We start from the raw sequence: 24,348 nt of genomic DNA, 5'->3' as shown, positions 1-24,348 counted from the left end.
ACTAAAAATAACTATTTAAAGAACAGAATATGATTACATTTCCTAATGCAAAGATTAATTTGGGACTTAATATTGTAGAAAAGCGCCCGGATGGATACCACAATCTGGAAACCATATTTTATCCGATAAACCTGCAAGACGCTCTGGAAGTGACGCGGCGGGAAAACAATGACAAAGAATACACTTTACACATAAGCGGATCTCCTTTGGAGGGTGAACCCGAAGATAATCTGGTAGTAAAAGCCTATAAGTTATTAAAAAAAGACTATCCCGGACTGTTGCCGGTAGATATACACATGTACAAGCATATACCGGCGGGTGCCGGACTAGGTGGCGGATCATCAGATGCCGCTTGTATGATAAAGCTTCTGAATGATAAATTTTCATTGGGACTCAGTACGGAACGGATGGAGGAATATGCGGTAAAACTAGGGGCAGACTGTTCTTTTTTCATTCGGAACAAACCTGTTTTCGCTACCGGAATAGGGAATCTGTTCGAGCCTGTGGAATTGTCATTAAAGGGATACCATATAATTTTGATTAAACCTGATATCTTTGTGTCCACCCGGGATGCGTTTGCCGAAATAAAGCCTGTGCGTCCGGCTGTTTCTTTGAAAGAAATTGTAAAGCAACCTATGGAAACATGGAAAAACAGTATGAAGAATGATTTTGAAGATAGTGTCTTCAAAAAGTTCCCTGAGATTGCTGCTATAAAAGATGAATTGTATGATTTGGGGGCAGTGTATGCCGCCATGAGTGGCTCGGGGTCTTCCGTCTATGGTATTTTCAAAGCACCGATAGAGAATGTGGAAGATAAATTCTGTGGATGCTTTTGCAGACAGAGAGCGTTGGAATAGTGTGGCAGATCAGTGGTTAGTGATTAGTGGACTGCGCTGTCATGCCGCAGGTATTAACCACTAACCACTATAGTCTATCTTTTACATAGTGCCTTGAAATCACAATAGGTACATTTGTCTATGATTTCTGTTTGGGTAAATGATTTTTCCGGATTAAATATCTCTTCTAATAATCCTTGAAGTCGTTCACGGTATTCTTTTTCATATTTACTGAAATCTTCCACAGCCTCTTTAGGCTTTCGTGGCTCGCCCATTTGTATAACGGGAGAATAGGTTTCTGTAGCGGCCCGATGAATATAGAGAAGGGCCGGAGCTATCTTCATCGTTGGTTGCTTGCGGCACATGATGGCGGCATACAGGAACGTCTGGAATACATAGTTGGAACGTTTCTTGTCCGGAATAAACAGAGATTCCACATGGGGTGGGGTGTCTGCATCACCGCCTGTCTTGTAGTCCACAATACGGAGTGTGCCATCCTTGCTGTCCATACGGTCAATAATTCCCCCGATACGTGATTTTATGACTCCTTTGGGTGTTTGTATGTCGATGGGTTCATCCACTTCCATTTCCGATGCAATAAAAGTGAAGGGAGCGTAACGTAAATCATTTTGTAAAAGTTGTTTTAAATATCTTGCAATAACGGCAGAGTTGATAAGTTGTACGCCGTTATATTCCGGTTTCTCGTTTTGCGGAACATTAAAGAATAATTTCTTGAATGCTGTATCCACATAATCTTGCAGCTTCACTTCATTGCGTAGCAACGTTTCCAATGCTTCCTTATTAATGACTTTGCCATGAGTGGTCAGGTCTTTATAAATATGTTCGGCTGCATAATGGAAAATACTTCCGAATGTGGCAGAATCTATTTCCGCACTCACTTCATCGGGGGCGGAGAGGCCGGCTACATACCTATAATAAAATTTTAAAGGACAATCCAGGTAATAATTCAAGGCTGATGGAGAAAATTTTGCTTTGGGATTGGCACGGACATCAAACAGGCTTTGCATCCGGCGCATGACATCCGGGGTCTTTTCTACAGTGATAGGCGAGGTGCCTTGGGGGGACTGTCCGGCCTCCAGAAACTGACGTGTGATGGGGTGAGGCCATTCAATCAGGAATTGCAGCATGAAACGGCTCCATTCGCCGCGGTTCAGTCCGTCCGAACTGGTATTGTACATCAAGGTAATCCTTTCTGCCCGTTGCAGCAGACGATAGAAATAGTATGCATATACGGCAATCTTATGCTCTATAGTAGTCATTCCGAAAGCTTTGCGCAGGTTGTAAGGAATAAAGGAAGAGTCTCCTCCCGATTTGGGAAGCTGCCCTTCGTTGACCGATAGTAATACCAAGTGGCGGAAATCCAGGTTACGTGTTTCCAATACCCCCATGACCTGCATACCAATGGCCGGTTCGCCATGGAATGGAATATTGGTCGCTGACAAGACCTTGACCAGCAATCGCCGGAATGTTTCGCTCTGTACGGTTAATTCATCTTCTTCTATCAGTGTGCGGAACCGGTTGATGGTGGTATAGGCTTTGAAAAGCGATTCCCGGTAAAGTTGGTTGAATGCATCTGTGTCTTCGGTACCGGAAGTGTTTGCCTGGTAAATGCCTGCCACTTGCTGCAAAGTTTCGGACAGGCGTATGCACAGATTCAGGTTTCCGGAAAGCGGAGTGAAAAGCCGGGTAAGGAATTCATCTTTACCCAATTCGCCGGGTAACGGATAGAAACGGTTGTTCCGGGTCAGTTCTTTTTCCAACAATTCGGCTTGACCGGTGAGTTGGCGGGTATAGGGGTGTTTTAACAGTGTAACAACCGATTGAAACGTGTAGCGGCCGCTTTTGAAATTAAATCCGTGGGTATGCAATTCCAGTAAGGCGATGAGGAAACTATATACAGGAGTTTGCGATAACGGAAATCCCATGGTGATATTGACATGTTTTACTTCTGCCGGCAATGAATGGAGGACCGGCTGAAGCAATGCTTCGTTACACAATACGACTGCGGTTTCCTTTTCCGGTGTAGTCAGATTGTTTCGTATCCATTGAGGCAGGTAACGGGCTTGTGCATTTTCAGTAGAAGATGCGATGTAGTGTACCTCTTTAGGTTTCGAGAGATTTTTGAATAACTCACCGGACAAAGGAGAAGGAAAGTCGCGTAAGTTCCGGCGGATAAACTCTCCGGCTTCATGGGTGACGGCTTGTCTGTTTTCCTTCATATAAAATTCGTCGTAATCCCAATAAAAAACAGCTTTCCCGGCATCTTTCAATTGGGTGAACAACGTATGTTCTACTTTGTTCAGTACATTAAATCCTACAAAAACATATTTCTCGTATGGAAGTTTGTCCACATCCAGATGCTCTATGACGTGGCGGTACATCATTCCTTCGTAGGCAATGTTTTGAGAAGCTAAGGATTCACGGAACCCTTTGTAGATGTTTCCCAATACGTCCCATAAAGAGATAAACCGTTCTTTCAGCGCTGTTCTCCGTTCGATGGAGAAGTTCTGGAAGAACTGCCGGATAGCTTCTTCCTGCTCATCGTCAATGAAGGTGTAGTCGTCCATTATGTTGCGCAGATCCTGTAAATTGGAAAACAGTTTGTCGGTATCCACTTTATTTTTGTCGGCATCGTCAAAATCACTGATCAGCATTTCTCCCCAAAAATAAAAATCATCCAGTGTTTCCGTACTTTGAGTTTCCCGTCGGAATATCTTATAAAGTTCGCATACCAGTTTTACCGGATCACCCACTTCCCACGGAGAAAGGCTACGGAACAATTCGCTGATGCTGACGTATGCGGGCGACCAAATAGGTGAATCCGACTCTTGGGCGAGATACTCATTAAAGAAAAGTCCGGCACGTTTGTTAGGAAAAACCACGGCTGTATGTGCCAGGTTTCCTTTCGTATGTTTATATAAATCGGCTGCTACCAGTTTCAAAAAGCTTTCCATTATTCTATTTCCTCCAGTTCGTTGTTAAATACATACCATAAATAGCCACGGATATGCTCATATCCCATATCCGATAATAAATCCATATATTCTTTCACCTGCTTGTTGTAAGCTTTCCGCTTTTTACCGAATTTAAAGTCCACCACAATCACCTCTCCGTCTTTCATCATCACGCGGTCCGGACGGCGGGTTTGCAGCACTCCTTTTTCCCGATAAATAATGGCACACTCATTGTATAGTTCCCAGCGGCCCGAATACCATTCTTTGACCAGCGGATGCTTCAAAGCCCATTCGGTGAGTTTTCGTATCTGTTCTTCCTGTTGTGCCGACTCTATGATTCCTTCGAAACGCAGGCGTTCTATGGCGGGAGGCACATCGTCCGTGGTACGGATTACGGAGAACAGATTATGCAACAGCTGTCCTTGCCGGATGTATTTGTCTTCCGCTTCCTCTTCTCCCCGGATAAATTCGGCAGAACGGTTGGACTGTTTGAATTCGATGTTGGTTTCCAGCGTTTCCAGATGGATAGGCAAACGTCGGGCTACAGTCAGCAGCTTGTTGCCGGATACTTGTTTTTCCTCTTCGTGAGATGAGAGATAGAGCGTTCCCAGTTCGTATATTTCTTCTCCGGTGGCATAGCTCTTTCCGGTCATGTCGGATAAGGCACTTCCCAACAATTCGGATACCGTTCCTTTCTGTTCCGCCTTTCCATATATAATCAAGTTCTTTTTGGCACGGGTAAATGCCACATAAAGCAGGTTCAGATTATCCACCCATAATTGCAAGCGTTCATTCAGGAACTCTTCCCGATAAATGGATTGCTGCATGGCTGTGGAATAGTTGATGGGAACAATGTCAAGATCGCTAAATGGAGCTTGCCGGGGAGCACACCATACCAGATGATTGTAAGTCTCATTCTCCATTTTCCAGTCGCAGAAAGGTAGCAGTACGGTATGGTATTCCAATCCTTTGGACTTGTGGATGGAGAGAATGCGAATTCCTTCCACCTCGCCGGAAGGGATGGTCTTGCTGCCTAGTTTTTCTTCCCAGTAGGTGATAAAAGCGGATAATTCGGAAGAATTGCTTTGCAGATATTCCGTCACGGCATCAAAGAAGGCGCACAGATAGGCATCCTGTTGTTCGATGCAGGACATCTGGAACAGATTGAAAAGTTTTTCCATCAGCTCATACAGTGGCATGAGGCGAAGTTGCTCCGCTTCTTTTATGAAATCGAATGGCAGATAATCATCTATCTCGTTCAGCAATAGAGTGTTGAGGTCTATTCCTTTATGTAATACTTCATTCTGATAGGCAGCAGCCAGTTGTGCCTTGGCAATCCGGTTTTCGGGTTGTGACAAGTAGCGCAGGCCATCCATTATCATACATACCGCCAGTGAGGCATCCAGTCGGAATGCCTCATCGGATACGATTTTGTAAGAGGTGTTCTTGTCGAAGTAATCGGCTATTAAAGGAATGCTTCTGTTCTTGCGCACCAGGATGGCAATATCTTTCAGTTGCACGCCCTGCGCCACAAGCAGCTCCACTTCTTCTCCTAGGTGGTGCAGGGTGTTTTCCATATAGGTCATGTCTTCCGTATCCGATAGAAATTCCACTTTGACATACCCTTTTCCGGGATCTTTGTATGTTTCCTGACACACGTCGTTGTAGGCTTCCTTCAGTTCCTTGCATTCCTTTTTTTGTTCTTCCTTGTAAATGTTGTTCAACACCTCGCAGGCGGCTGTAAACACTTCGTTGTTGAAGTGAATGATGTTTGCGGCACTCCGGCGATTGGTGGTCAGTGTCTTTACTTTGACGGGAAAGGCTTCGATGTTTGTTTTCAATCCGTTCAGTATGCCCCAGTCACCGTTTCTCCAGCGGTAGATGGATTGTTTCACGTCTCCTACAATCAAGCTGTCTGCTCCCTGAGACAAACCTTCGAGCAGCAACAGACGGAAATTGTCCCATTGCATACGCGAAGTGTCCTGAAATTCATCGATCATTACGTTGCGTATGGTTGTTCCTATCTTTTCGAATACAAACGAGGAATCTCCTTCTTTTACCAGGTTATGAAGCAACGCGTTGGTATCCGACAGCAGGAAGCGGTTGTTTTCATGGTTCAATTCGCGTACCTCTTCGTCTATATTGGCCAGCAGACGGATATTGTTTACGTGGCGCAGGGAGAGTTGGCAGGAATTGGCTAGCATATTGTTCCGGCTTCTGTATTTTTCCGATTCATTCAGCAGAGGAATCAGTTCTTTTTCTGCCAGACCTAGGATAGCGTTGCGTATGGGGGAGGTTTTTTTCACCCATTCGTCGGGGCAGTCCAGACATTTTTCCACTGTTACATTGCGGACACTGTCATCCAATTTACCCGATTGTAATTTATTAAAATAGCTGGCTATACCTCGGGAGCCGTTTTTCAAATCTTCTACTTTCACCCCGTTTGTATCCAATATTCCGAAGAATTGGTCGGCAAATCCTTTCATTTGTTCCTGCACCTCTTCCAAAATGGCCTGCAGCGTTTCGCGGTAATTCTTGATACAGTCTTTGTCCCGTAATTTTTCCCGTAGTCCGTTTCCTTTTTCTATATATCCTTCATCGAAGATATTTCGTCCGAAATTCTTTATCTCACCGGAAACATTCCACCTCTTGTCATCGGCTATTCTTTCTTCTATGTATTCCAACAGCCAATAGAGTACGGGAGATTGTCGGTCCAGCTTTTCTATCATGGAGTCCACGGCATCACTCAGTACCTCCATATTGTTCAGTTCGATATTCAGATTGGCACCCAATTCCAGCTCCCGTGCCAAATTGCGCATCACCGACTGGAAGAATGAGTCAATGGTTTCCACCCGGAAGCGGCTGTAATCGTGTATCATGTAGTGCAGTGCCGTACCGGCGGCTGTCCTTATGTCCTCTTGGGGCATTTCCAGTTCTTCTGTGATTTTCTGTAAATAGGGATCAGAATCCTTATCCTTTATCCATATTCCGTATAGCTGGCTCAGAATCCGCTCTTTCATTTCGGTAGTGGCCTTGTTGGTAAAAGTCACAGCCAGTATATTACGGTATGCCCGTGGGTTCTGTATCAGCAGTTTTATATATTCCACGGCCAGTGTGAATGTTTTTCCCGAACCGGCAGAGGCTTTATAAACTAATAATTCAGGAGAATGTTTCATTTTAAATAATTTGCTAATTTGCTAATGGCTGCTCTGTGTACCGGATGGTAATTGGCTGACACATTAGTACATTTTTATTTTTAATTAAAAACCAGCACAAAAACAGTGGCCTGTCCCTTTTCCTTGTAAGGCAGCAGGGTCAGTGTGCCACCGCTCAGTCTCATGATTTGTTTGCTCAGGCTCAGTCCGATGCCGCTTCCTTCCTCTTTGGTCGTGAAGAAAGGTACAAAAATTTGTCCGGCTGCATCGGGAGGAATGGCGGGACCGTTGTTGGCTATCTCTATACGGATACTTTCTTGCGGATCACAATAAGCTTTCAAGGTGATCTTTCCGTCGGGAGCATTACCTATGGCTTGAATCGCATTTTTCAGCAGATTCGTAACCACTTGGGCTATCAGGTTCTCGTCGGCAAAGACTATCAGGTCTTCCCGGGTTTCGAGGATGGAAAGGGTGATGTTGGGGCATGGATGCTGGTGCTGTGCCAGTCGGATCATCCGTTCCAGGAAAGGACGGACATAGAACAGCGATGGCTCAGGTGATGGCAGTCGTGTCAGTTTGCGATAAGACATGACAAAATTTATCAATCCTTTACCTGTAGAGTGAATCGTTTCCAGCCCTTGTTTCATTTCTTCATTTTCTGCTCCGGGAAGAGCCAGCAGTGTTTCGCTGAGGGAAGTCACCGGGGTCAGGGAATTCATAATTTCGTGTGTCAGCACGCGGGTAAGGCGTATCCATGAATCTATTTCCCGTTCATCCAATTCCCGATTGATATCACTCAAGGCAATAATGCGGAGTTCCTCGTCTTTGATACGGATGCCGGACACCCGTAAGGCAAGATGCACCGTTCCCCGTTCCGTATTGAACTGAATTTGCAGCTTGTCACCCGGAACTGCTTTTTCCAAAGCAGTCATCAGTTCATCCGAGATGCGGGAGAGTTGTTTGACATGAGTCAGAACATCCAGCCCCAACAGATTCATGGCCTCTTTGTTCTTTTGATAAACGGAGCCTTTGCTGTTCAGTACCACTATGCCGGTTTCTACAAAGTCCATGATGAGCTCATAATACTTCTCGCGTTGTGCCGTTTCCTGTTTTACATTGTACAAAATACGTGCGATACGGTTCAGCATGACATTGACCATGGAAGAATCGCCAGGGGAGGCATGTTCGTAAAAACGAACAGCGGGGTCGTCGTTTTCGATGGCGTCGAGCAGAAAGGCTATCTTCCGGGTATTAAAAGTGTACAGGCGGTAAAACCAGCCTATGGAAACGAGGAATGAAGGTACGATTACGCATAGCCACAACCAGTTGCGCTGCTGGATTAGTAAGGTGCAGGCAATGGCTAGAACCAGTACGGTAAATAGGCGGAAGAAGAATTGTTTCACAGCTTAATTATTTATTATTTCGTTTGAATGTTCCTTTAGTTCCTGTTTAAAAATAGATTATTGTTATTTGTTTTGTCATCCTGAACCATCGTGAAGAATGAGATGAGATAATAGGTCATAATCCGAATTTTTTCATCTTATTATAAAGCGTCTGCCGGGTAATTCCCAACTGTGCCGCTACAGCCGAGAGGTTTCCGTTGCATTTCTCTATCGCTTTCTGAATCATTTGCAATTCCATCTCCTCCAGAGTTGAGACACTTGTTTCTGTCGCAGGAGCCGCTATTTTTCGGGGAAAATGAAAATGTTCCTCACTCAATATACCATCTTCATTGATAATGACCGCTTTCTCTACGGCATGTTCCAGTTCGCGTATGTTTCCATACCACGGATATGTCCGTAACTTTTCTTGCGCACCGGTAGAAAGAAGGATATTTCCTTTGTCATATTGTTTGCAGAACCGGTCTATAAAGCGTTCGGCCAAAGGGATAATATCTTCTTTGCGTTCCCGCAGAGGGGGAATCTCGATGTGGATGGTATTGATGCGGTAAAGCAAATCTTCGCGGAATTTGCCTTTGGCCACCATCTCTTCCAAATTACAATTGGTGGCGCAAATCAAACGTATGTTGACAGGTATCGGTTCGTTGCTTCCTACTCGCACCACGCTCCGGCTCTGAATGGCGGTGAGTAGTTTGGATTGCAGGTGATAGGGCAGGTTGCCTATTTCGTCCAGAAACAAAGTCCCTTCATGGGCGGCTTCAAATTTACCTGCACGGTCGGTATGGGCATCGGTAAACGAGCCTTTTTTATGGCCGAACAGTTCGCTTTCGAACAGGGATTCGGTGATGGCACCCATGTCCACTGTTATCATATCCCGCCGGTATCGGTTGGACAAGGCGTGTATTTCCCGCGCCAGCATTTCTTTTCCTGTGCCGTTCTCTCCTGTAATCAGAATATTGGCATCCGTTTGCGCCACTTTCTCTATCAGCGTCCGCAGTTGCTTCATGGCATTGCTTTCTCCCCAATACATAGAAGATACGGTTTTAGGGACTTCTGCCCTCTTCTTGTTCTTTGAGGAATTGCGGCAGGCAGACAGCAAGGTTTCTATCAACCGGGTATTGTCCCAGGGTTTGACGATGAAGTCTGTCGCCCCTTCCTTGATGCCGCGCACTGCCAAGTCTATGTCAGCGTATGCTGTGAAAAGTACTACGGGCAGGGAGGGGTGTATTTTCTTTATCTCGTGTAACCAGTACAGACCTTCATTCCCGGTATTCAGTCCGCTGCTGAAATTCATATCCAGCAGCACCACTTGCGCATTTTCTTCACGTAACGCAGCGGGCAGTGTGATGGGTGAGGGCAGTGTGACGATATGTTCGAAATGATTTTTCAGCAATAGCTTTACTGCCGACAGCACTCCTTTGTTATCATCTACCACAATGATGGTTCCTTGTTTGCTCATAAATATCTTCTGTTCTTTTTCAGAAGAACAAAGATAATGATTTTCTCTCGCCAATCTTTTCTTTCAGAGAAAACTTTTCAATTTCATGAATTGTTCTATTATAAAATAGCATTTCAAATGAAAACATTTATATTAAGCATAATTGTAACCATGATTACATCGGTAGCTGGTGCACAGCAAAAAAGTTTTTATGACTTTACGGTCAAGACTATTGACGGGAAGGACTTGCCACTTTCCACGTTCAAGGGTAAGAAAGTATTGGTAGTCAATGTGGCATCTAAATGCGGTTTCACTCCCCAGTACGCCAAGTTGGAGGAGTTGTATGAAAAATATGGAAAAGATGATTTTGTCGTTATCGGATTCCCTGCCAATAATTTCCTGCATCAGGAACCCGGAACGAATGAAGAAATCAAGGAGTTTTGTACGTTGAATTATGGAGTGACTTTTCCTATGATGGCTAAAATATCTGTAAAAGGGAAAGATATAGCTCCCCTCTATCAATGGCTTACGCATAAAAGTGAAAACGGGGTTTCGGATGCTAAGATAGGGTGGAACTTTCATAAGTTTCTGATTGATGAAAATGGTAGATGGGTTGCCTCAATCGGCTCTACTACCAGTCCGCTTTCACAGGAAATTGTAGAATGGATTGAAGAATAAAATGACCAGAAGATAAATAATGCCCTATTGTTATTGCACCAGCTTTCCGTTTTTCAGTTCCGACATCAGCAGGTCATAGACGTATGCCGGGCTTTCGATATACAGGCCGGTGGAGAAGTCTTCCAGTTTGACGAATGTCTCCGAATTGTGGAATGTGGAGATGGCTTCCTGCAAATCCATATCATTACGTTCCACCAAGTAACGGACTACATCGGCGGATATTCCTTCAAAGAGGAATTTTGCGGTATTCGTGTTCATAGTCGTTTCAGCATTTTAATCGCTGCCTCTGAGTGAAAGAAATATTGTGAAGTCACTTTCGAAAATGTCAGTTCGTGCAATAGTTGTTCTTCGTTAATAAAATTCTCGGTGTATAAACGTAGCAAGCGCGCAATGGTATCATCGGCAACAGGGCCAATTACGATATCGTAATCGTGGCAAGGCTGAGTAGTGTTTATATCGCGGTTCGACATGACAAAACGTGCCCATTCCCAGTCTGGCTCCTTGAAAACCTTGACTTTCAATTCGCTCGACTGCGCTTCTTCAAGGTCAAACTCAAACATAGTCAGAGTGGGGTTTCCGCTGAACATCCGCGCTGTTCTTGCGGCCATCCTTTGGGCCTGTTCCCTAATGTCGGTCAGGTAAAATCCTCTGCCGAAATCCTTATAGGGGCGGCATCTGTTGAGGTCGATGCCGTCGATTGCCGTATTTGAACCGTGGTAAAGTATCATCGCAATGTTCCTCCATTGTTTTGGCAGACGATGGTCAGGTCATCCACACAGTCGTTAAAAGAAAGCGTGTGTTCCACATCGTAAAATTCGGTGAGAAAATCAATGCCTTTGAAACGTCTGATATAATTGCTTGCCTCCCGGATTGTCAAATCGTGACGGCGCGCAAATTCGACAATGACCGTCATCACATAATCGATTAGGTTCTTGTCCGCTTTCTTTTTGGACTTGAGCGCCACTATCGGTTCGACACCCAACGCCTCCGCTATGCGGTTGACAGTGCCAAAATTAACACACAGACCGTTTTCCACTTTGGAAACCATTGCTTTTTGGACGCCAATCATCACCCCGACTTCTTCTTGTGTCAATCCTTTGTTTTTTCGGCATTGGGCCAAAAGTTCTCCTATTTTTTGCAAATTCGTATTCATACCACAAAAATAGATAAAGTTTCTTGTGTGGGAAACTTTTTAACTACAAATATATTCTTTAGATAATTATTATCTTTCCAATTAAATGGCAGCTCTGCTCTGACACGCAAGAACCCGTGTGCCGGATGATGATTGTTAGGAAAACAGGAGGGAAATCAGTTCCTTTGTACATCATAGGTTATGGAACGGTGGTTCGAAAAGAGTTGTCGCTATTTTTTTGCTTATTTATTTGTGGGGATAAATATTTATCCCTATATTGTATTAGTAAAATTAAAAATATCATGGAGAATGATTATTAAAACTGAAAGTTATGGATACAATAAAAGACATTTGGTTTGATGCTAACCGCATTTATATGAAAACGGATGGTGGAGAAACTTTCAGCCGTCCCTTAGAGGCATTCCCTTTGCTGAAGGATGCAAGTGACAGAGAGCGCCTTGATTTCAAGATAGGAAAGTTTGGTGACGATGTTCGTTGGGAATCATTGGATGAGGATATTCATATATCCAGTTTTTTCGATACAGCGGAGCCGGATTATGAAAATGAGATAGCAATGATATTTAAACGTTTCCCTCAACTAAATGTGTCAGAGGTTGCACGTAGTATGGGAATAAACAAGAGTCTTCTTTCCAAGTATATCTATGGTATTAAAAAGCCGAGTGATATAAGGAAGATGCAGATTAAAGAGGCTCTCCATCTTTTGGGAAAAGAATTACTTGCCGTTTGATTAATCTCTTAATAATAGTTTAGGTGTGATTCCATTTGGTTTCACGCCTTTTTTATGTTAATTTTTCCACAATCATAGTTTCAACAGAAAGATAATTAAATATAAGGAAGATATGGCTAGAATAAACAAATACGGCTATGTTGCTGCGTGACGTTTTTGCATCCGTCAGGGAGATGCGGTGAACAAGCCAAACTCATACCAAGAACCGGGCAAGCATATGATGCAGGCAGGGTAGGCGTGTACCGAGTACCAGGTAGCCTTGTTTGCTGTATCTTATATCTTACCATCTGGGCGATGATGCGTCCGGAAGAATTTGCATCAAGGTAAGTATACCGATAATCTGTTTCTTGTTTGTTTTTTGAGTAATCAAGAAACATCACTAAAAATAGCGGAATATATTTTCGTCCTATTTATTAAATTGCTATCTTTGTCACGTTTTCCACGCCGGTACTTCCGCAAGGAAGTTAGGGAGGTGGGAAATATACATATATAGAAAAGACGTTTACTTGACGTTTTGTTCTTGACGCTTCGAAAATTTGCACCTTTTGAAATTGCTGTCAGAGACAAAGCAACAGTGGATGTCTGCGGGGTATGTTTATATCCTTGGTGCGCTTTTGTTGGTCAAAGGTGTATTCAAGTGTTGTTATACATATCGGCGTGGGCTTCTGCGTTGCTCGTTCAGACAGCAATGGGCAGTGCAAAGCCTTCGAAGTGTGGGACGAGTAACAGGTACAGATTCCCGCGCTTTTTTTATATATAGGTATTACAAATTTCTGATTTAACATATATGAACCGTCCGGTTCGGGAATCTGCGGAAGGTTATCGGTTGACCCGACAGGCTGCATCTACATCGTGCGGATTTCCATCCTCCATTTGTTGAAATAGCTTTTCCAGTCAACTTAATCACAAGAGGCCGATTCCTCTTGTATTTTACGAAACTTCTCGTAATTGATTGAATTGCAGATAGATATCTGTGCTTCAAAGCTCCATAACTATGCTTTCAAGTGAAAAAATGCAATGGTTTGCCATGCGTGCCACTTATCGCCGGGGGATGCAGATCAAGGCTTTGTTGGATAAAGAAGGAATCAACAATTTCATTCCCATGCGTTACGAAGTTCGTATAAGGAACGGGCGCAAGAGGCGTGAGCTGGTTCCCGTTATCAGTGATCTGATATTTGTTCATTCCGTCCAGTCCGAACTTCAGAAGGTGAAGTTCAAACTTCCGTATTTTCAATATATGATTGATATCCGCAACGGGCAGAAAATCATTGTGCCCGATGATCAGATGAGGCAGTTTATCGCTGTGGCTGGAACGTATGACGAGCATCTTATTTTTTTCAGTCCCGACGAGGTGAACTTACGGCGCGGTACGAAAGTCCGCATCACAGGTGGTGATTTCGAGGGCTACGAGGGGGTATTTGTAAAGGTAAAAGGTGCTAGAGACCGTCGTGTGGTTATCAGTCTGCAAGGGGTGATAGCCATGGCCATGGCGACGCTTTCGCCGGACTTGATAGAAGTGATAGAAGAGCCGAAGAAGAAATAACTTCATTTGCTACGTTAAACATTGTTATTCCCTGATTAACGGGAAAGTGAACGATCTGATAATATAAATCTTATATATAAATGTGTAGAACCACATCCATGCCGTCAGGCATCCGGCTCCAGCAGTTGATTCAGAATCGGTATAAGGAAATTTTAGCCAGGGAAAAGAATAATGATAAATTCATTCATCTGTATGACATTGGTGCGTATTGGGTGGCTTTCGAGCGTTCCGCCTGTAGGTTGAGCGGTTTGTTTTCTAAAAGTGAGCTGACTTTGTTTCGTGTCCCGGATTGTGTGGAATATGTGGTGATGGCTTCTGTTCCTGCCGATGAGGCGGAGGGCTGTTTGGGTGAGTACATCATTTTGCACGATGGAATTTACCGGAAAGTGTGGTCGGAGCATGTTTTGCCGATGGGGGATTATCGTCATTGGCATGAGATGGCTGTGAGGTCTGTTTTGTTGTAAAGAAAAGTATGCGGACTTCGTGGACCAAGTAAGTGGTGTTACTTTGCTTACGAAGATATCTTACTTTTTTCAATGGAATATGGTCATCCGTCATGCTCTATAGGGAATACCCTGAAAAATCCTTCAAAAGCTTCAGCCTGCTCGCAAACGCCCTACCCGTGGGCATTCCGGCTGAAGGATTGGGCTCAGGAATCCTTCAGCTGGGGGTTGGAATGTTTCAGCCGAACTGATCTTCCTCCGATTCTTAGGGAATCGTTTTTCCTGAAGGATATTTTCCGGCTGAAACATTTCACAATGCATATCCTTCAGCCGGAATGCCGACAGGCAGGGTGTTTGCGGAGTGGCTGAAAGATCTGAAGGAAAAAAAAGGCGTTTCGGCATGTAGATACCGTTATGAAAAAAACAACAGGTCAAATTTTTAAAAGCTCTTGTTCTTTCAATGAAAACGTCCTGTTCTTTTTTTTAAAGACCTTGTTCTTTTCGGAAAAGAACAGGATCTTTTAAGGGTTAGTAACGTGTATGCCGGAAGGTTGGTAACGTGCCACCCCACACGTTACTAATGTGTGGGGTGTAAGATTAGTAATGTTGCAGGTGGAAGATTGCATATCTTGCTAGTGATACAATCATAAACGTATGAAGTTCCAGTATATAAAAGATAAAGTTAGTGCTTATTTCACTAAGGGGAATGAGCGTAGTGTTGCGGTGAAGAAAAATATCGCCGTTTCATTAGTGTTGAAATGTATAAGTATTTTAGTTTCCTTGCAGGTCGTTCCATTGACCATCGGTTATGTTAATCCTACGAAGTATGGCATTTGGCTGACGTTGAGTTCCATTATTGCCTGGCTGTCTTATTTTGATTTGGGGTTTGCCCACGGATTTCGTAATCGTTTTGCTGAGGCAAAAGCAAAAGGGGATATGAAGTTGGCAAAAGAATATGTCAGTACTACATATGCAGTGCTCTTCTTGCTCTTTTCCGTAATTTTATTGATAACCTTGGTGGTGAATAATTATTTGGATTGGAGTCGTATTTTAAATATTGATCCTGTTTATAAGGATGAGCTGAGTCTGGTTTTCGGTTTGTTGGCATGCTTCTTTTGCCTGAACATTGTGGCAAGTGTCTTTACTACCATGCTGACGGCAGATCAAAAGCCTGCTTTAGCTTCGCTTATAAGTACAAGTGGTCAGGTACTGGCTTTTGCTTGTGTCTATGTATTGACTAAAACCACAAAGGGAAGTCTGAGTGCTTTGGCTGTTTCTTTTTCAGCTATACCGTGCCTGTTTCTTTTAATTGTTTCTATTATTGTGTATCAAACTAAAAAATACAAGATTGTAGCCCCTTCGTTGCGTGACGTTCGCTTTTCGTTGGTGCGGAGTGTTGTTGGTCTGGGTGGACAGTTTTTTGTTGTTATGTTTTCTATGCTTTTTATTTTTCAACTTACTAATATCATTTTGTCAAGAGTGCAAGGCCCAGAAGCAGTTACGCAATATAATATTGCTTATAAGTATTTTAATGTACTTAACATGGCTGCAAATATTATTTTGACTCCGTTTTGGTCAGCATTTACTGATGCTTATATTAAGAGAGATTATAATTGGATGCGTGGTACGCTAGAAAAACTGGAGAAATTATGGTTGTTATGTATTCCTATTTTAGTTTTAATGGTACTGAGTTCTGATCTCTTATATAAATTTTGGATTGGTGATTCTGTAGCTGTATCTTTTTCATTATCATTTTGTATGGCAATATATGTATTATGTCAGACGGGAGGAAATATGTATATGTTTCTTATTAATGGAACGAGCAAAATACGTTTGCAACTAATCATTTATTTGTCATTTGCTTTGGTTTCTATTCCGTTGATGAAGTATTGTTGTAAGTATTATGGTATAGAAGGTATACTGATAGTTCCTACTACGGTATTTATTTTGCAGGCCTTTATTGGAAGAGTGCAGATATTGAAGATGATAAATGGTACGGCTAAAGGAATTTGGCTGAAGTGAAATGAAAAACAATATGAATTATCCCCTAATTTCTGTCATAACTGTTTCTTATAATGCAGTTTTAACAATTGAACAAACCATTCTTTCCGTCATTAACCAAACTTATCTGAATATTGAGTATATCATCATTGACGGTGGAAGTACGGATGGAACGGTTAATGTAATAAAAAAGTATGCGGATAAAATCGCTTATTGGGTGAGTGAGTCGGATAAGGGAATTTATGATGCGATGAATAAAGGAATTGCTTATTCGCATGGAGAATATTGTAATTTTATCAATGCAGGTGATAAATTTTGTTCCTCATCTATATTGAAACAGGTCATGGACTTTAATCATGTGGCAGATATAATAGTTGGTCAGGATTTACATGTTAATGAACATAATAAAATAGTATCACGCAGTGTATTACCTCGAAGATATAATCTTCTGCATTTTTATATAACTACCATACCTCATCAAAGTTGCTTTATAAGGGCCTCTTTATTAAAAAAGTATTATTATGATACATCTTTAAAAATAGTATCAGACTGGAAATTCTATTTACAATCAATCGTTTTAGGTGGGCATAGTGTGGCTGCGTATAACAATGTTATTGTGATATGTAATCCCAGAGGAGCCAGCAGTGATAACAACCGGATAAAAGAAGAACGCGAAAAAGTGCTTAAAGATCTACTCCCAGCTTATATTGTCAATGATTATCAGTGTTTATCCTGTTTGGGAGAAGAATTTATTGAAAACGCTCTTTTTTTATTTAATAATCATTGGATAAGATTTTTAGTAAAAAAGGGGCTTGCAATAATGGTTAAAATAGTAAGAATATTTAAATAGTTTATTTATGAAAATAGTAGTGTTCAAAGGAGGACTGGGTAATCAACTCTTTCAGTATGCATTTTATAAATACCTTTCAAGAAAGGATGAAACCTTTTATTTCTACAATGATGCTTGGTATAATGTGAGCCATAATGGATTTGAATTAGATAAATATTTTAAAACTGATGATTTGAAAAAATGTAGTAGGTTTTGGATAATTCTGTTTAAAACCATTTTATCAAAATTATACCATTGGAAAATATATGTAGTAGGTTCTGTAGAGTATCAATATCCTAATCATTTGTTTCAAGCTGGATATTTTTTAGACAAAAAGTATTATGACGAAAATACTATTGATTTTAAACATCTTCTTTTGTCGGAAAAGAACCAATCATTGCTGAAGGATATTCAAAACTCAAATAGTGTTGGCGTGCATATAAGAAGAGGTGACTACATGACCAAACAAAATTTGGTTATATTTGGAAATATTTGTACGCAGAAATATTATCATGATGCCATAAGAATAATAACAGAGAAAGTAAATGATGCTGTCTTCTATGTTTTTTCTGATGATATTAGCTGGGTACAAACTCATTTGGATATACCCAATGCTGTTTATGTGAATTGGAATACAGGAGAATCCAGCATCTATGACATGTATTTGATGTCTTCCTGCAAATACAACATTATAGCCAATAGTACTTTTAGTTATTGGGCGGCACGATTAAATAAAAAAACTAATATGGTGATTTATCCCTCAAAGTGGTATAATACATTTACTCCTGATATTTTTCCTGAATCATGGTGTGGAATCTAAAAAATGGATAGATGATAATTACTCAGCTTATTTTTCTGCTCTTTATTATTTTTTTTATAAGATATAAAAAGAAGGCTGTTCTTTATATAATACCATTGTCTTTGTTTTTTACAATGCTTCCTGTTGTAAGAATAGGGGGTACGTATATTGGTCTTTGTGATGCGATAAATTTTGTTATATACGGGTATATTCTTGGTCGGAAAGATGCAAGGAAAGCTATATTCTGCAATCCATTGTTTTTACCTTTGTTTGGTAATTTTATATTGTTGTTATTAATTGCTTTGTATGGAACGGAACGGACTTCATTGTATGTGTTGTGGAAAACAATATCAAATGAAATACTTTTGCCACTTGCATTTATCTATTTTTTGCGAACAAAGAACGATATTAAATTAATTGTAAATCTTTATTTGAAAGTGTTTTGGGTGTTATGTATATATGGAATTATAGAGTTTCTATTAAATTATAATATAATTCTATATTGGCTGCAATCTCAGACTGATTTATCTTTTTGGGTAGATCATACCAATGATATCCGATATGGATATGGGCGATATAATTCATTTTTTCATTTTCCCATAACATTTGGAGATGCGTGCGTTGTATTCTTTTATTTTCTTACCTTCTTCTATAGTAAATATGAAGGAGTATTTATATCAAGGAAATCTTATATTAAGACTTTGTGTTTGCTTCTTATCGGTGTTTTTCTTGCTAATTCACGTGCCACTATTCTTGCATTAGTATTTGGATTGTTGCAATTTGACTATATAAGAAAGCCTAAAACTCTATTAATCGCTTTTTCTATCTTTTTAATCATGGTCTTGCCGTTTTCTGATTATATATTAAATGTATATCATTCCATATTTGATTTTACGGGTAATTATGATGTTGGTGGAAGCTCTATGGATATGAGAATGAGACAATTAGATATTTCTCTTTTTCTGTTTTTACAAAACCCTATATTTGGTGGTGGCTTGAGTATGATTTATTATTTAATGACAGATATATCAATCCCGGAACTTGCAGGTGCGGAGTCTCAATTATTTTATTTGTTGATTGAACGTGGTTTGTTAGGTATATTGGGATATCTATGGCTGATAATTTCAATGTGCAAATTATTGCCTTCATATAGAAAGTTCAACATGGTTTTTGTTGGTATCTGGGTATTGGCTTCTTTCGTATCATTAACAGTGGGATTATATATAAATTTTCCGATTATATTTTTGCTCATTATATATAAGAGTCAGAAACTTAATTTATTAAAAAGATAATGTTCTCTATTATTATTCCTCTATATAACAAGGCTGATTATATTGCAGAAACACTGAAGTCAGTTCTGAATCAAACATATTGTGATTATGAAGTAATCGTGGTGAATGATTCATCGACAGATAATAGTTTGGAAGTGGCTTCTAGTTTTCAGGATGAACGAATTCATATTTATACAAAAGAAAACGAAGGTGTATCAGCAGCACGTAACTATGGTATTATGCATGCTAAATATGATTATATTGCTTTTCTGGATGCAGATGATATTTGGGAATCTGATTATTTGGAATGCCAAAAGAAGTTGATAGAAATCTATCCTGATGCTGGGATTTATTCTACTGCTTTCTACTCTTTGGAAAAGGGGAAACGGAAACTTCGTAATGTATTGATTAACGAACACACACACTTCCTTGTTCATGATTATTTTAAAGAATCCGTAATGAATGGATTATCCATTTGCTGGACTAGCTCCTTGTGCTTAAAAAAAGAAATGATAAAGGAGATACCAATGTTTCGAGTAGGTATTAAGCGTGGTGAGGATTTGGACCTTTGGCTTAGAATAGCGTTGAATTATGATGTAGCCTATTTGAACCTTCCGAAAGTCTTTTATAGAACAGGGTTATCTGATAGTCTTACATCAGATTATTCTAAAAATGGAGAATTTCCTTATTACGAGTGGTTTAACTTTACATCGGAAAGTTCTTATTATAGAAAGTATGTGATTTTAGTTGTGTATATACATGCAAAAAATGCATTTATACATCATGATTACGATACATGTTTGGCCGAGTTGTGGAGTGTTAAAACTATTGTTTGGAGATTCAAATGGGCAGAGCGATTATTATTACTAGTAATTTCATGGATAAAAAGTAAATAATGAATATCATTTATTTTGTTCCCAATATTACCATTGCAGGAGGTATATTCCGTATAGTGTCAGACAAGATGAATTATTTGGCGGAAAATATGGAAGGACGGCTTTTTTTGGCATATTATGGTAATGGACAGGAAAAACCTATATATCCTTTGCACCCGAACATTCAACTGTTACCTATTGATATAGAGTGGAAGGTAGGCTTTGGAAAGAAAATTAATAGAGTATGGAAAAATATAAGTATTATACGTCACATATTTAAAAAATATAAGATAGATATTGCTGTCAATGCCAATGCTCCTTTATTGATATGGATATTACCATTTATTTGTCGGCGGATAAAGAAGATCCATGAGTTTCATTTTTCTTATAAAGGACAACAGATATTAGATGAGGAAATTTTTAAATCGCGAGGAAAGAAATTTTTAGTTCAATATTTAAGAAAGTGTTGTTTGACAAAATTCGATAAGGTAATTGCATTAACAGAGTCTGACAAGAAAATGTGGAATTTACCGAATATATTTGTAATACCTAATTTTAGCAATATACAACTACATGAAAGAAATGGTAGAAAAAGCAAAGTTGCTATATCAGCAGGTAGATTAGAATCTGTAAAAGGTTATAATCGATTGATTGCAGCTTGGGTGATAGTTGCACAAAAGTGTCCGGACTGGCAATTGGAAATTTGGGGTGAAGGAAGTCTGCGAGAAAGTCTTCAACGACAAATTGATGCTTTGCATCTTTCATCAGTTGTTCATCTGAAAGGTGTTTCACCTAGTATAGGTGAAGTATATTCTCATTCTTCTTTTTTTGTCATGTCATCTTTGTATGAAGGTTTCCCGTTGGTATTGGTGGAGGCGATGAATTGTGGCTTGCCTTGTGTTAGTTTTGACATTACTGGAGCAAATAGTATCATAGACAATGGTAAGAATGGATTTTTAGTGCCGGATAATGATGTAAATGCCTTGGCGGAAGCTTGTATAAAATTGATAGAAAATAAAGTATTACTAGAAGATATGGGTAAGCAGGCTTATATGTCGGGAAAATGCTTTTCAAAACCAAAGGTAATGCAAAAATGGTTAGACCTGTTTAGGGAACTGATGAGAGAATAAACCGCATGATTGGAAAGAAATATAACTACATACAAATTAGTTTACTATTAATATGTTAGAAAAGAAAATTGCATTGTTGACTTCTGTTACATTTAATAATATTGGTAACGGATTTATAGATTTGGGTGCTGAAGCTGCTTTGATGAAAGCATTACCGCTTAATGCTGAATTATTTAAAGTTAGCTCAAATGCTAATTTTGCAGCTACAATGGGACAAATGTTCATGCTGAAAGAAAACCCAATAATAAATTGGTTATGGGTACATACCATGCAAAGGGCTGCTAAAAAGCTTCATGACCGTTCATACAAAACGGTAAAAACGCAAAATATCTTTAGTATGGCCAGTATGGTTAAATGTGATTATTTTATAATTCCGGGATGTGTATTAACTGTTCCATTTTTTACGATTTATGGAGATTTAATAAAGAGAAAAGCAGAACAAGGAAGTAAGATTATTTTTTTAGGTGCAAGCGGAAACTTCTATACAGAATATGAAGTCAAATTTGTTTCTGAATATTTAAGAAAATTGCGGCCTTACGCTATAATGACCCGTGATAGCCTTGCCTATAAGTACTATGCAAATTTTACAAAAAATAGTTATAATGGAATAGATAATGTGTTCTTTGTGAATTTACTTAATTTACCCCAAATAGATACTGATTTAACACCGTATGTAGTATTGAATATTGAAGAACCTAAGCATTATAGGATAAAAGAAGAACTGAAAAATATTTTTAAAGAAAAGAATATTGTTTATTCTTATCATAAGCCTTTTCCTTATACAAAAGTTAGTAAGTTAGTAAAAAATGGAGTGATAGTATCTGATAATCCAATGGATTATTTACTCCTTTACCGGAATGCTTCAGAAGTTTATTCTGATAGAGTACATGCTTGTATCCCTACTTTGGCATTTGGAAATAAAGCAAGATTGTTTAGCAATAGTCCTAGGATAGCCTTGTTTGAAAATGCGAAAATTCCTGATGTAAGGGAAAGACTTGTCAGCATAGAAGGATTAAAAGAAATGCAGGACAAACAAATTGCATTTCTAGCTTCATTATTACAGTAATAAAGAGAATGGTAATATGAATATATTGTTTTTTTATCGTGTTTATCCTAATTATGGTGGTGTTGAGGTAGTGACAACTGTACTTGCCAATCGTTTTATAAAGGATGGACATGGTGTTATCATAGCTTCAATAGAACAACCGCATATTGAACTAGCTTGTCAATTACTACCAGATGTAAAGCTTGTCAAATTAGACTATCCTGTTTGTTCTATAAAAAATATGAGGAAGTTACATCGATTAATTATAAATGAAAAAATTGATATTATAATTAATCAGTGGGGACTTCCTTTTATGTCAACATTACTGTGTAGAGTGGCTATAAAAAGAACATCATGTAAATTGATTTCGGTATTACATGGTGCTCCAAATACGTCTAAATTAATTATTAAGGCACGTGATAAATGTGAAACAGTTTATAACCCTTTTTTGAAATACATATATCATGCTATAATGTATCTAAAAGAAGAGTTGGTAAAAGCTAGCATTCGTTATAATTGTAGCCATTGTGAAAAATATGTTCTTCTTTCATCTCATTTTATCAAGCCGTTAAGTGATTATGCACATATAAAGAGAACTGAGAATATTATAGCAATAGGCAATCCTGTTACTATTCCTGTGTATTTTGAAGAATGGGAGTTAAAACAGAAGAAGAAGCAGCTGTTATATGTAGGAAGAATGGATTATGAAAATAAACGAGTAAATAGAATAGTGGAAGCTTGGAAAGTTCTTTATGAAAAATATGTTGATTGGGAACTTGTTTTGGTGGGAGAAGGCCCTTATAAAAGTACATTGGAAGAATATATTAGAAGATATGATATTCAACGTGTTTGTTTCAAAGGCTTTCAAGTATCTCCTCCCATACAACATTATAAGGAAGCTTCTATATTTTTATTGACTTCTGATTTAGAAGGGTTTGGATTAGTAGTTATTGAAAGTATGAGTTATGGAGTGGTCCCAGTTGTGTATGGAAGTTATGAAGCTATATATGACATCATAGACAATGGAAAGTCTGGCTTAATAACTCCGATACCTTATAATAGTCAAAAAACAATTGACTGCATCAGCTTGCTAATCGAGAATGAAAAATTAAGAAAAGAAATGGCAAAGGAAGCCATGTGTAAGGCGAAATGTTTTACAATTGATTCTGTTATTACAAGGTGGTATAATCTGTTTGAAGAAGTATTATAAACTTCCATAAAAATAAATTATCATTTAATTTATGCTCCCTCTATTGCTTAATAAAATCATACAAACAGATAAATTGCTGTTTTTACATTTGGTTACTCAGAAAAACAGAATTTACACCTTTCTCAACCCCGTATCTTACCTCATAGCTTTAGAAAACAAATCCCTATTTGAACAATTCGATGGTATTTTTGCCGATGGCTCTTTACTGGTTTCTGCCATAAGATTAGTATACGGAAAGCGAGTGACCAGACGTAGTTTTGATATGACCTCCCTTGCTCCCGAATTGTTGAATTACCTCATGGAAAGCCGTAAAACGCTCTATATCGTAGCCTCGGGTCAAGAACAAGTGGAGTGTTCTGTGAAGATATTTCAAGAACAATATCCTGGGTTGAGAATAGCAGGATTCAGGAACGGATATTTCTCTTCGGATGCTGAAATGAATAAGGAAGCTTCTCATATAGTCGAATTAAATCCGGATTTTCTGATAGTAGGTATGGGGGCCTTGATGCAGGAAAAGTTTCTGCTTAAGGTAAAAAAGATGGGTTACCAAGGCATCGGCTTTACGTGTGGTGGCTTTGTTCACCAAACGGCAATGAATAGGATGCACTATTATCCGGACTGGGTTGATAAGATGAATTTGCGTTTCGTTTATAGAATGTATAAAGAGAAACATACACGTACAAGATATCTGCAAGCTGCATTCTTGTTTCCGGTACGCTTTATCGGGGAAAGAATTTTCGGATGAAAGAGCAGACTTTGCTTAGTAAGCAGTCAAAAATTGGCTCATAATTGAAATCTCTATCTTCGCTGCGAACAAAAATTTTAGGATTTATGTATAGC

General features: G+C 39.6%; 21 protein-coding genes. 14 read left to right on the top strand and 7 right to left on the bottom strand.

Annotation, left to right across the window (positions count from 1 at the left end; genetic code table 11):
• Positions 1-29 precede the first annotated feature (29 nt).
• Positions 30-857: a 4-(cytidine 5'-diphospho)-2-C-methyl-D-erythritol kinase gene (gene ispE, locus AB5062_RS19475; RefSeq protein ID WP_117815131.1), complete on the top strand. Its 828-nt coding sequence runs from the start codon at positions 30-32 to the stop codon at positions 855-857.
• A 74-nt stretch (positions 858-931) separates the two neighbouring features.
• Here ispE and AB5062_RS19470 read toward each other — a convergent pair whose 3' ends face one another.
• The 4 genes from AB5062_RS19470 to AB5062_RS19455 all read right to left on the bottom strand — a co-directional run bounded on the left by AB5062_RS19470 (position 932) and on the right by AB5062_RS19455 (position 9,825).
• A complete protein-coding gene (locus AB5062_RS19470; protein ID WP_368326928.1) occupies positions 932-3,811 on the bottom strand; it encodes a PD-(D/E)XK nuclease family protein in 2,880 nt (959 codons plus the stop codon).
• The gene (locus AB5062_RS19465; protein ID WP_057279426.1) at positions 3,811-6,987 is read right to left on the bottom strand and encodes an exodeoxyribonuclease V subunit beta; all 3,177 of its coding nucleotides are present in this window, start codon (positions 6,985-6,987) and stop codon (positions 3,811-3,813) included. Before AB5062_RS19465 ends, AB5062_RS19470 begins: the two co-directional genes overlap by 1 nt.
• 80 nt (positions 6,988-7,067) lie before the next feature.
• A complete protein-coding gene (locus tag AB5062_RS19460; RefSeq protein WP_057279425.1) occupies positions 7,068-8,369 on the bottom strand; it encodes a PAS domain-containing sensor histidine kinase in 1,302 nt (433 codons plus the stop codon).
• A gap of 115 nt (positions 8,370-8,484) precedes the next feature.
• Positions 8,485-9,825 (bottom strand): sigma-54 dependent transcriptional regulator, encoded by a 1,341-nt coding sequence (locus AB5062_RS19455; RefSeq protein WP_005852663.1) that lies wholly within the window; start codon positions 9,823-9,825, stop codon positions 8,485-8,487.
• 117 nt (positions 9,826-9,942) lie between these two features.
• On the opposite strand from AB5062_RS19455, the gene AB5062_RS19450 reads away from it, so the two are divergent.
• Entirely contained in the window at positions 9,943-10,482 is a 540-nt protein-coding gene (locus AB5062_RS19450; RefSeq protein ID WP_008668754.1) for a glutathione peroxidase, read from the top strand.
• A 30-nt stretch (positions 10,483-10,512) separates the two neighbouring features.
• Here AB5062_RS19450 and AB5062_RS19445 read toward each other — a convergent pair whose 3' ends face one another.
• Genes AB5062_RS19445 through AB5062_RS19435 form a run of 3 tightly spaced genes read right to left on the bottom strand, consistent with a single transcriptional unit; the run spans position 10,513 to position 11,635 of the window.
• Entirely contained in the window at positions 10,513-10,740 is a 228-nt protein-coding gene (locus AB5062_RS19445) for a ubiquitin-associated-like domain-containing protein (RefSeq protein WP_005839961.1), read from the bottom strand.
• Complete coding sequence (locus AB5062_RS19440; protein ID WP_005852647.1) at positions 10,737-11,210, bottom strand: DUF3990 domain-containing protein; 474 nt, start codon at positions 11,208-11,210, stop codon at positions 10,737-10,739. Before AB5062_RS19440 ends, AB5062_RS19445 begins: the two co-directional genes overlap by 4 nt.
• Positions 11,207-11,635: a DUF3791 domain-containing protein gene (locus AB5062_RS19435; RefSeq protein ID WP_005852645.1), complete on the bottom strand. Its 429-nt coding sequence runs from the start codon at positions 11,633-11,635 to the stop codon at positions 11,207-11,209. Before AB5062_RS19435 ends, AB5062_RS19440 begins: the two co-directional genes overlap by 4 nt.
• A 310-nt stretch (positions 11,636-11,945) precedes the next feature.
• Here AB5062_RS19435 and AB5062_RS19430 point away from each other — a divergent pair, with 310 nt between their 5' ends.
• From AB5062_RS19430 to AB5062_RS19375, 12 genes are all read left to right on the top strand, one after another.
• Entirely contained in the window at positions 11,946-12,362 is a 417-nt protein-coding gene (locus AB5062_RS19430) for a DUF2442 domain-containing protein (RefSeq protein WP_005839966.1), read from the top strand.
• 994 nt (positions 12,363-13,356) lie between these two features.
• Positions 13,357-13,905: a UpxY family transcription antiterminator gene (locus AB5062_RS19425; protein ID WP_005839968.1), complete on the top strand. Its 549-nt coding sequence runs from the start codon at positions 13,357-13,359 to the stop codon at positions 13,903-13,905.
• Positions 13,906-13,985: 80 nt separating this feature from the next.
• Complete coding sequence (locus AB5062_RS19420) at positions 13,986-14,369, top strand: hypothetical protein (protein WP_195258614.1); 384 nt, start codon at positions 13,986-13,988, stop codon at positions 14,367-14,369.
• A 633-nt stretch (positions 14,370-15,002) separates the two neighbouring features.
• Positions 15,003-16,370, top strand: coding sequence for a lipopolysaccharide biosynthesis protein (locus tag AB5062_RS19415; RefSeq protein WP_005839974.1), 1,368 nt, complete (start codon positions 15,003-15,005; stop codon positions 16,368-16,370).
• Between the two features lie 13 nt (positions 16,371-16,383).
• Positions 16,384-17,199 carry a glycosyltransferase family 2 protein gene (locus AB5062_RS19410; RefSeq protein WP_008668762.1) on the top strand — a complete coding sequence of 272 codons (816 nt, stop codon included), beginning with the start codon at positions 16,384-16,386 and terminating at the stop codon, positions 17,197-17,199.
• A gap of 7 nt (positions 17,200-17,206) precedes the next feature.
• Positions 17,207-17,998: an alpha-1,2-fucosyltransferase gene (locus tag AB5062_RS19405; protein WP_005839979.1), complete on the top strand. Its 792-nt coding sequence runs from the start codon at positions 17,207-17,209 to the stop codon at positions 17,996-17,998.
• An 11-nt stretch (positions 17,999-18,009) separates the two neighbouring features.
• Entirely contained in the window at positions 18,010-19,269 is a 1,260-nt protein-coding gene (locus AB5062_RS19400; RefSeq protein ID WP_008781572.1) for an O-antigen ligase, read from the top strand.
• On the top strand, positions 19,269-20,144 hold the full coding sequence (locus AB5062_RS19395) for a glycosyltransferase family A protein (RefSeq protein WP_117874002.1): 876 nt from the start codon (positions 19,269-19,271) through the stop codon (positions 20,142-20,144). Before AB5062_RS19400 ends, AB5062_RS19395 begins: the two co-directional genes overlap by 1 nt.
• Positions 20,144-21,253, top strand: coding sequence for a glycosyltransferase family 4 protein (locus AB5062_RS19390; protein WP_005839986.1), 1,110 nt, complete (start codon positions 20,144-20,146; stop codon positions 21,251-21,253). The genes AB5062_RS19395 and AB5062_RS19390 overlap by 1 nt, the downstream gene beginning before the upstream one ends.
• 52 nt (positions 21,254-21,305) lie before the next feature.
• On the top strand, positions 21,306-22,319 hold the full coding sequence (locus AB5062_RS19385) for a polysaccharide pyruvyl transferase family protein (protein ID WP_117874000.1): 1,014 nt from the start codon (positions 21,306-21,308) through the stop codon (positions 22,317-22,319).
• Positions 22,320-22,335: 16 nt separating this feature from the next.
• Entirely contained in the window at positions 22,336-23,508 is a 1,173-nt protein-coding gene (locus AB5062_RS19380; protein WP_005839992.1) for a glycosyltransferase, read from the top strand.
• A gap of 31 nt (positions 23,509-23,539) precedes the next feature.
• Positions 23,540-24,253, top strand: coding sequence for a WecB/TagA/CpsF family glycosyltransferase (locus tag AB5062_RS19375; RefSeq protein WP_008668786.1), 714 nt, complete (start codon positions 23,540-23,542; stop codon positions 24,251-24,253).
• Positions 24,254-24,348: the final 95 nt, after the last annotated feature.

This window comes from Phocaeicola sp. RTP21359st1_B8_RTP21360_211022, from assembly GCF_040911965.1.
GTDB classification, from domain to species: Bacteria; Bacteroidota; Bacteroidia; order Bacteroidales; family Bacteroidaceae; genus Phocaeicola; species Phocaeicola vulgatus.
Note: the sequence above shows the minus strand (reverse complement) of the source record. Positions and strands in the feature narration are given on the sequence as shown.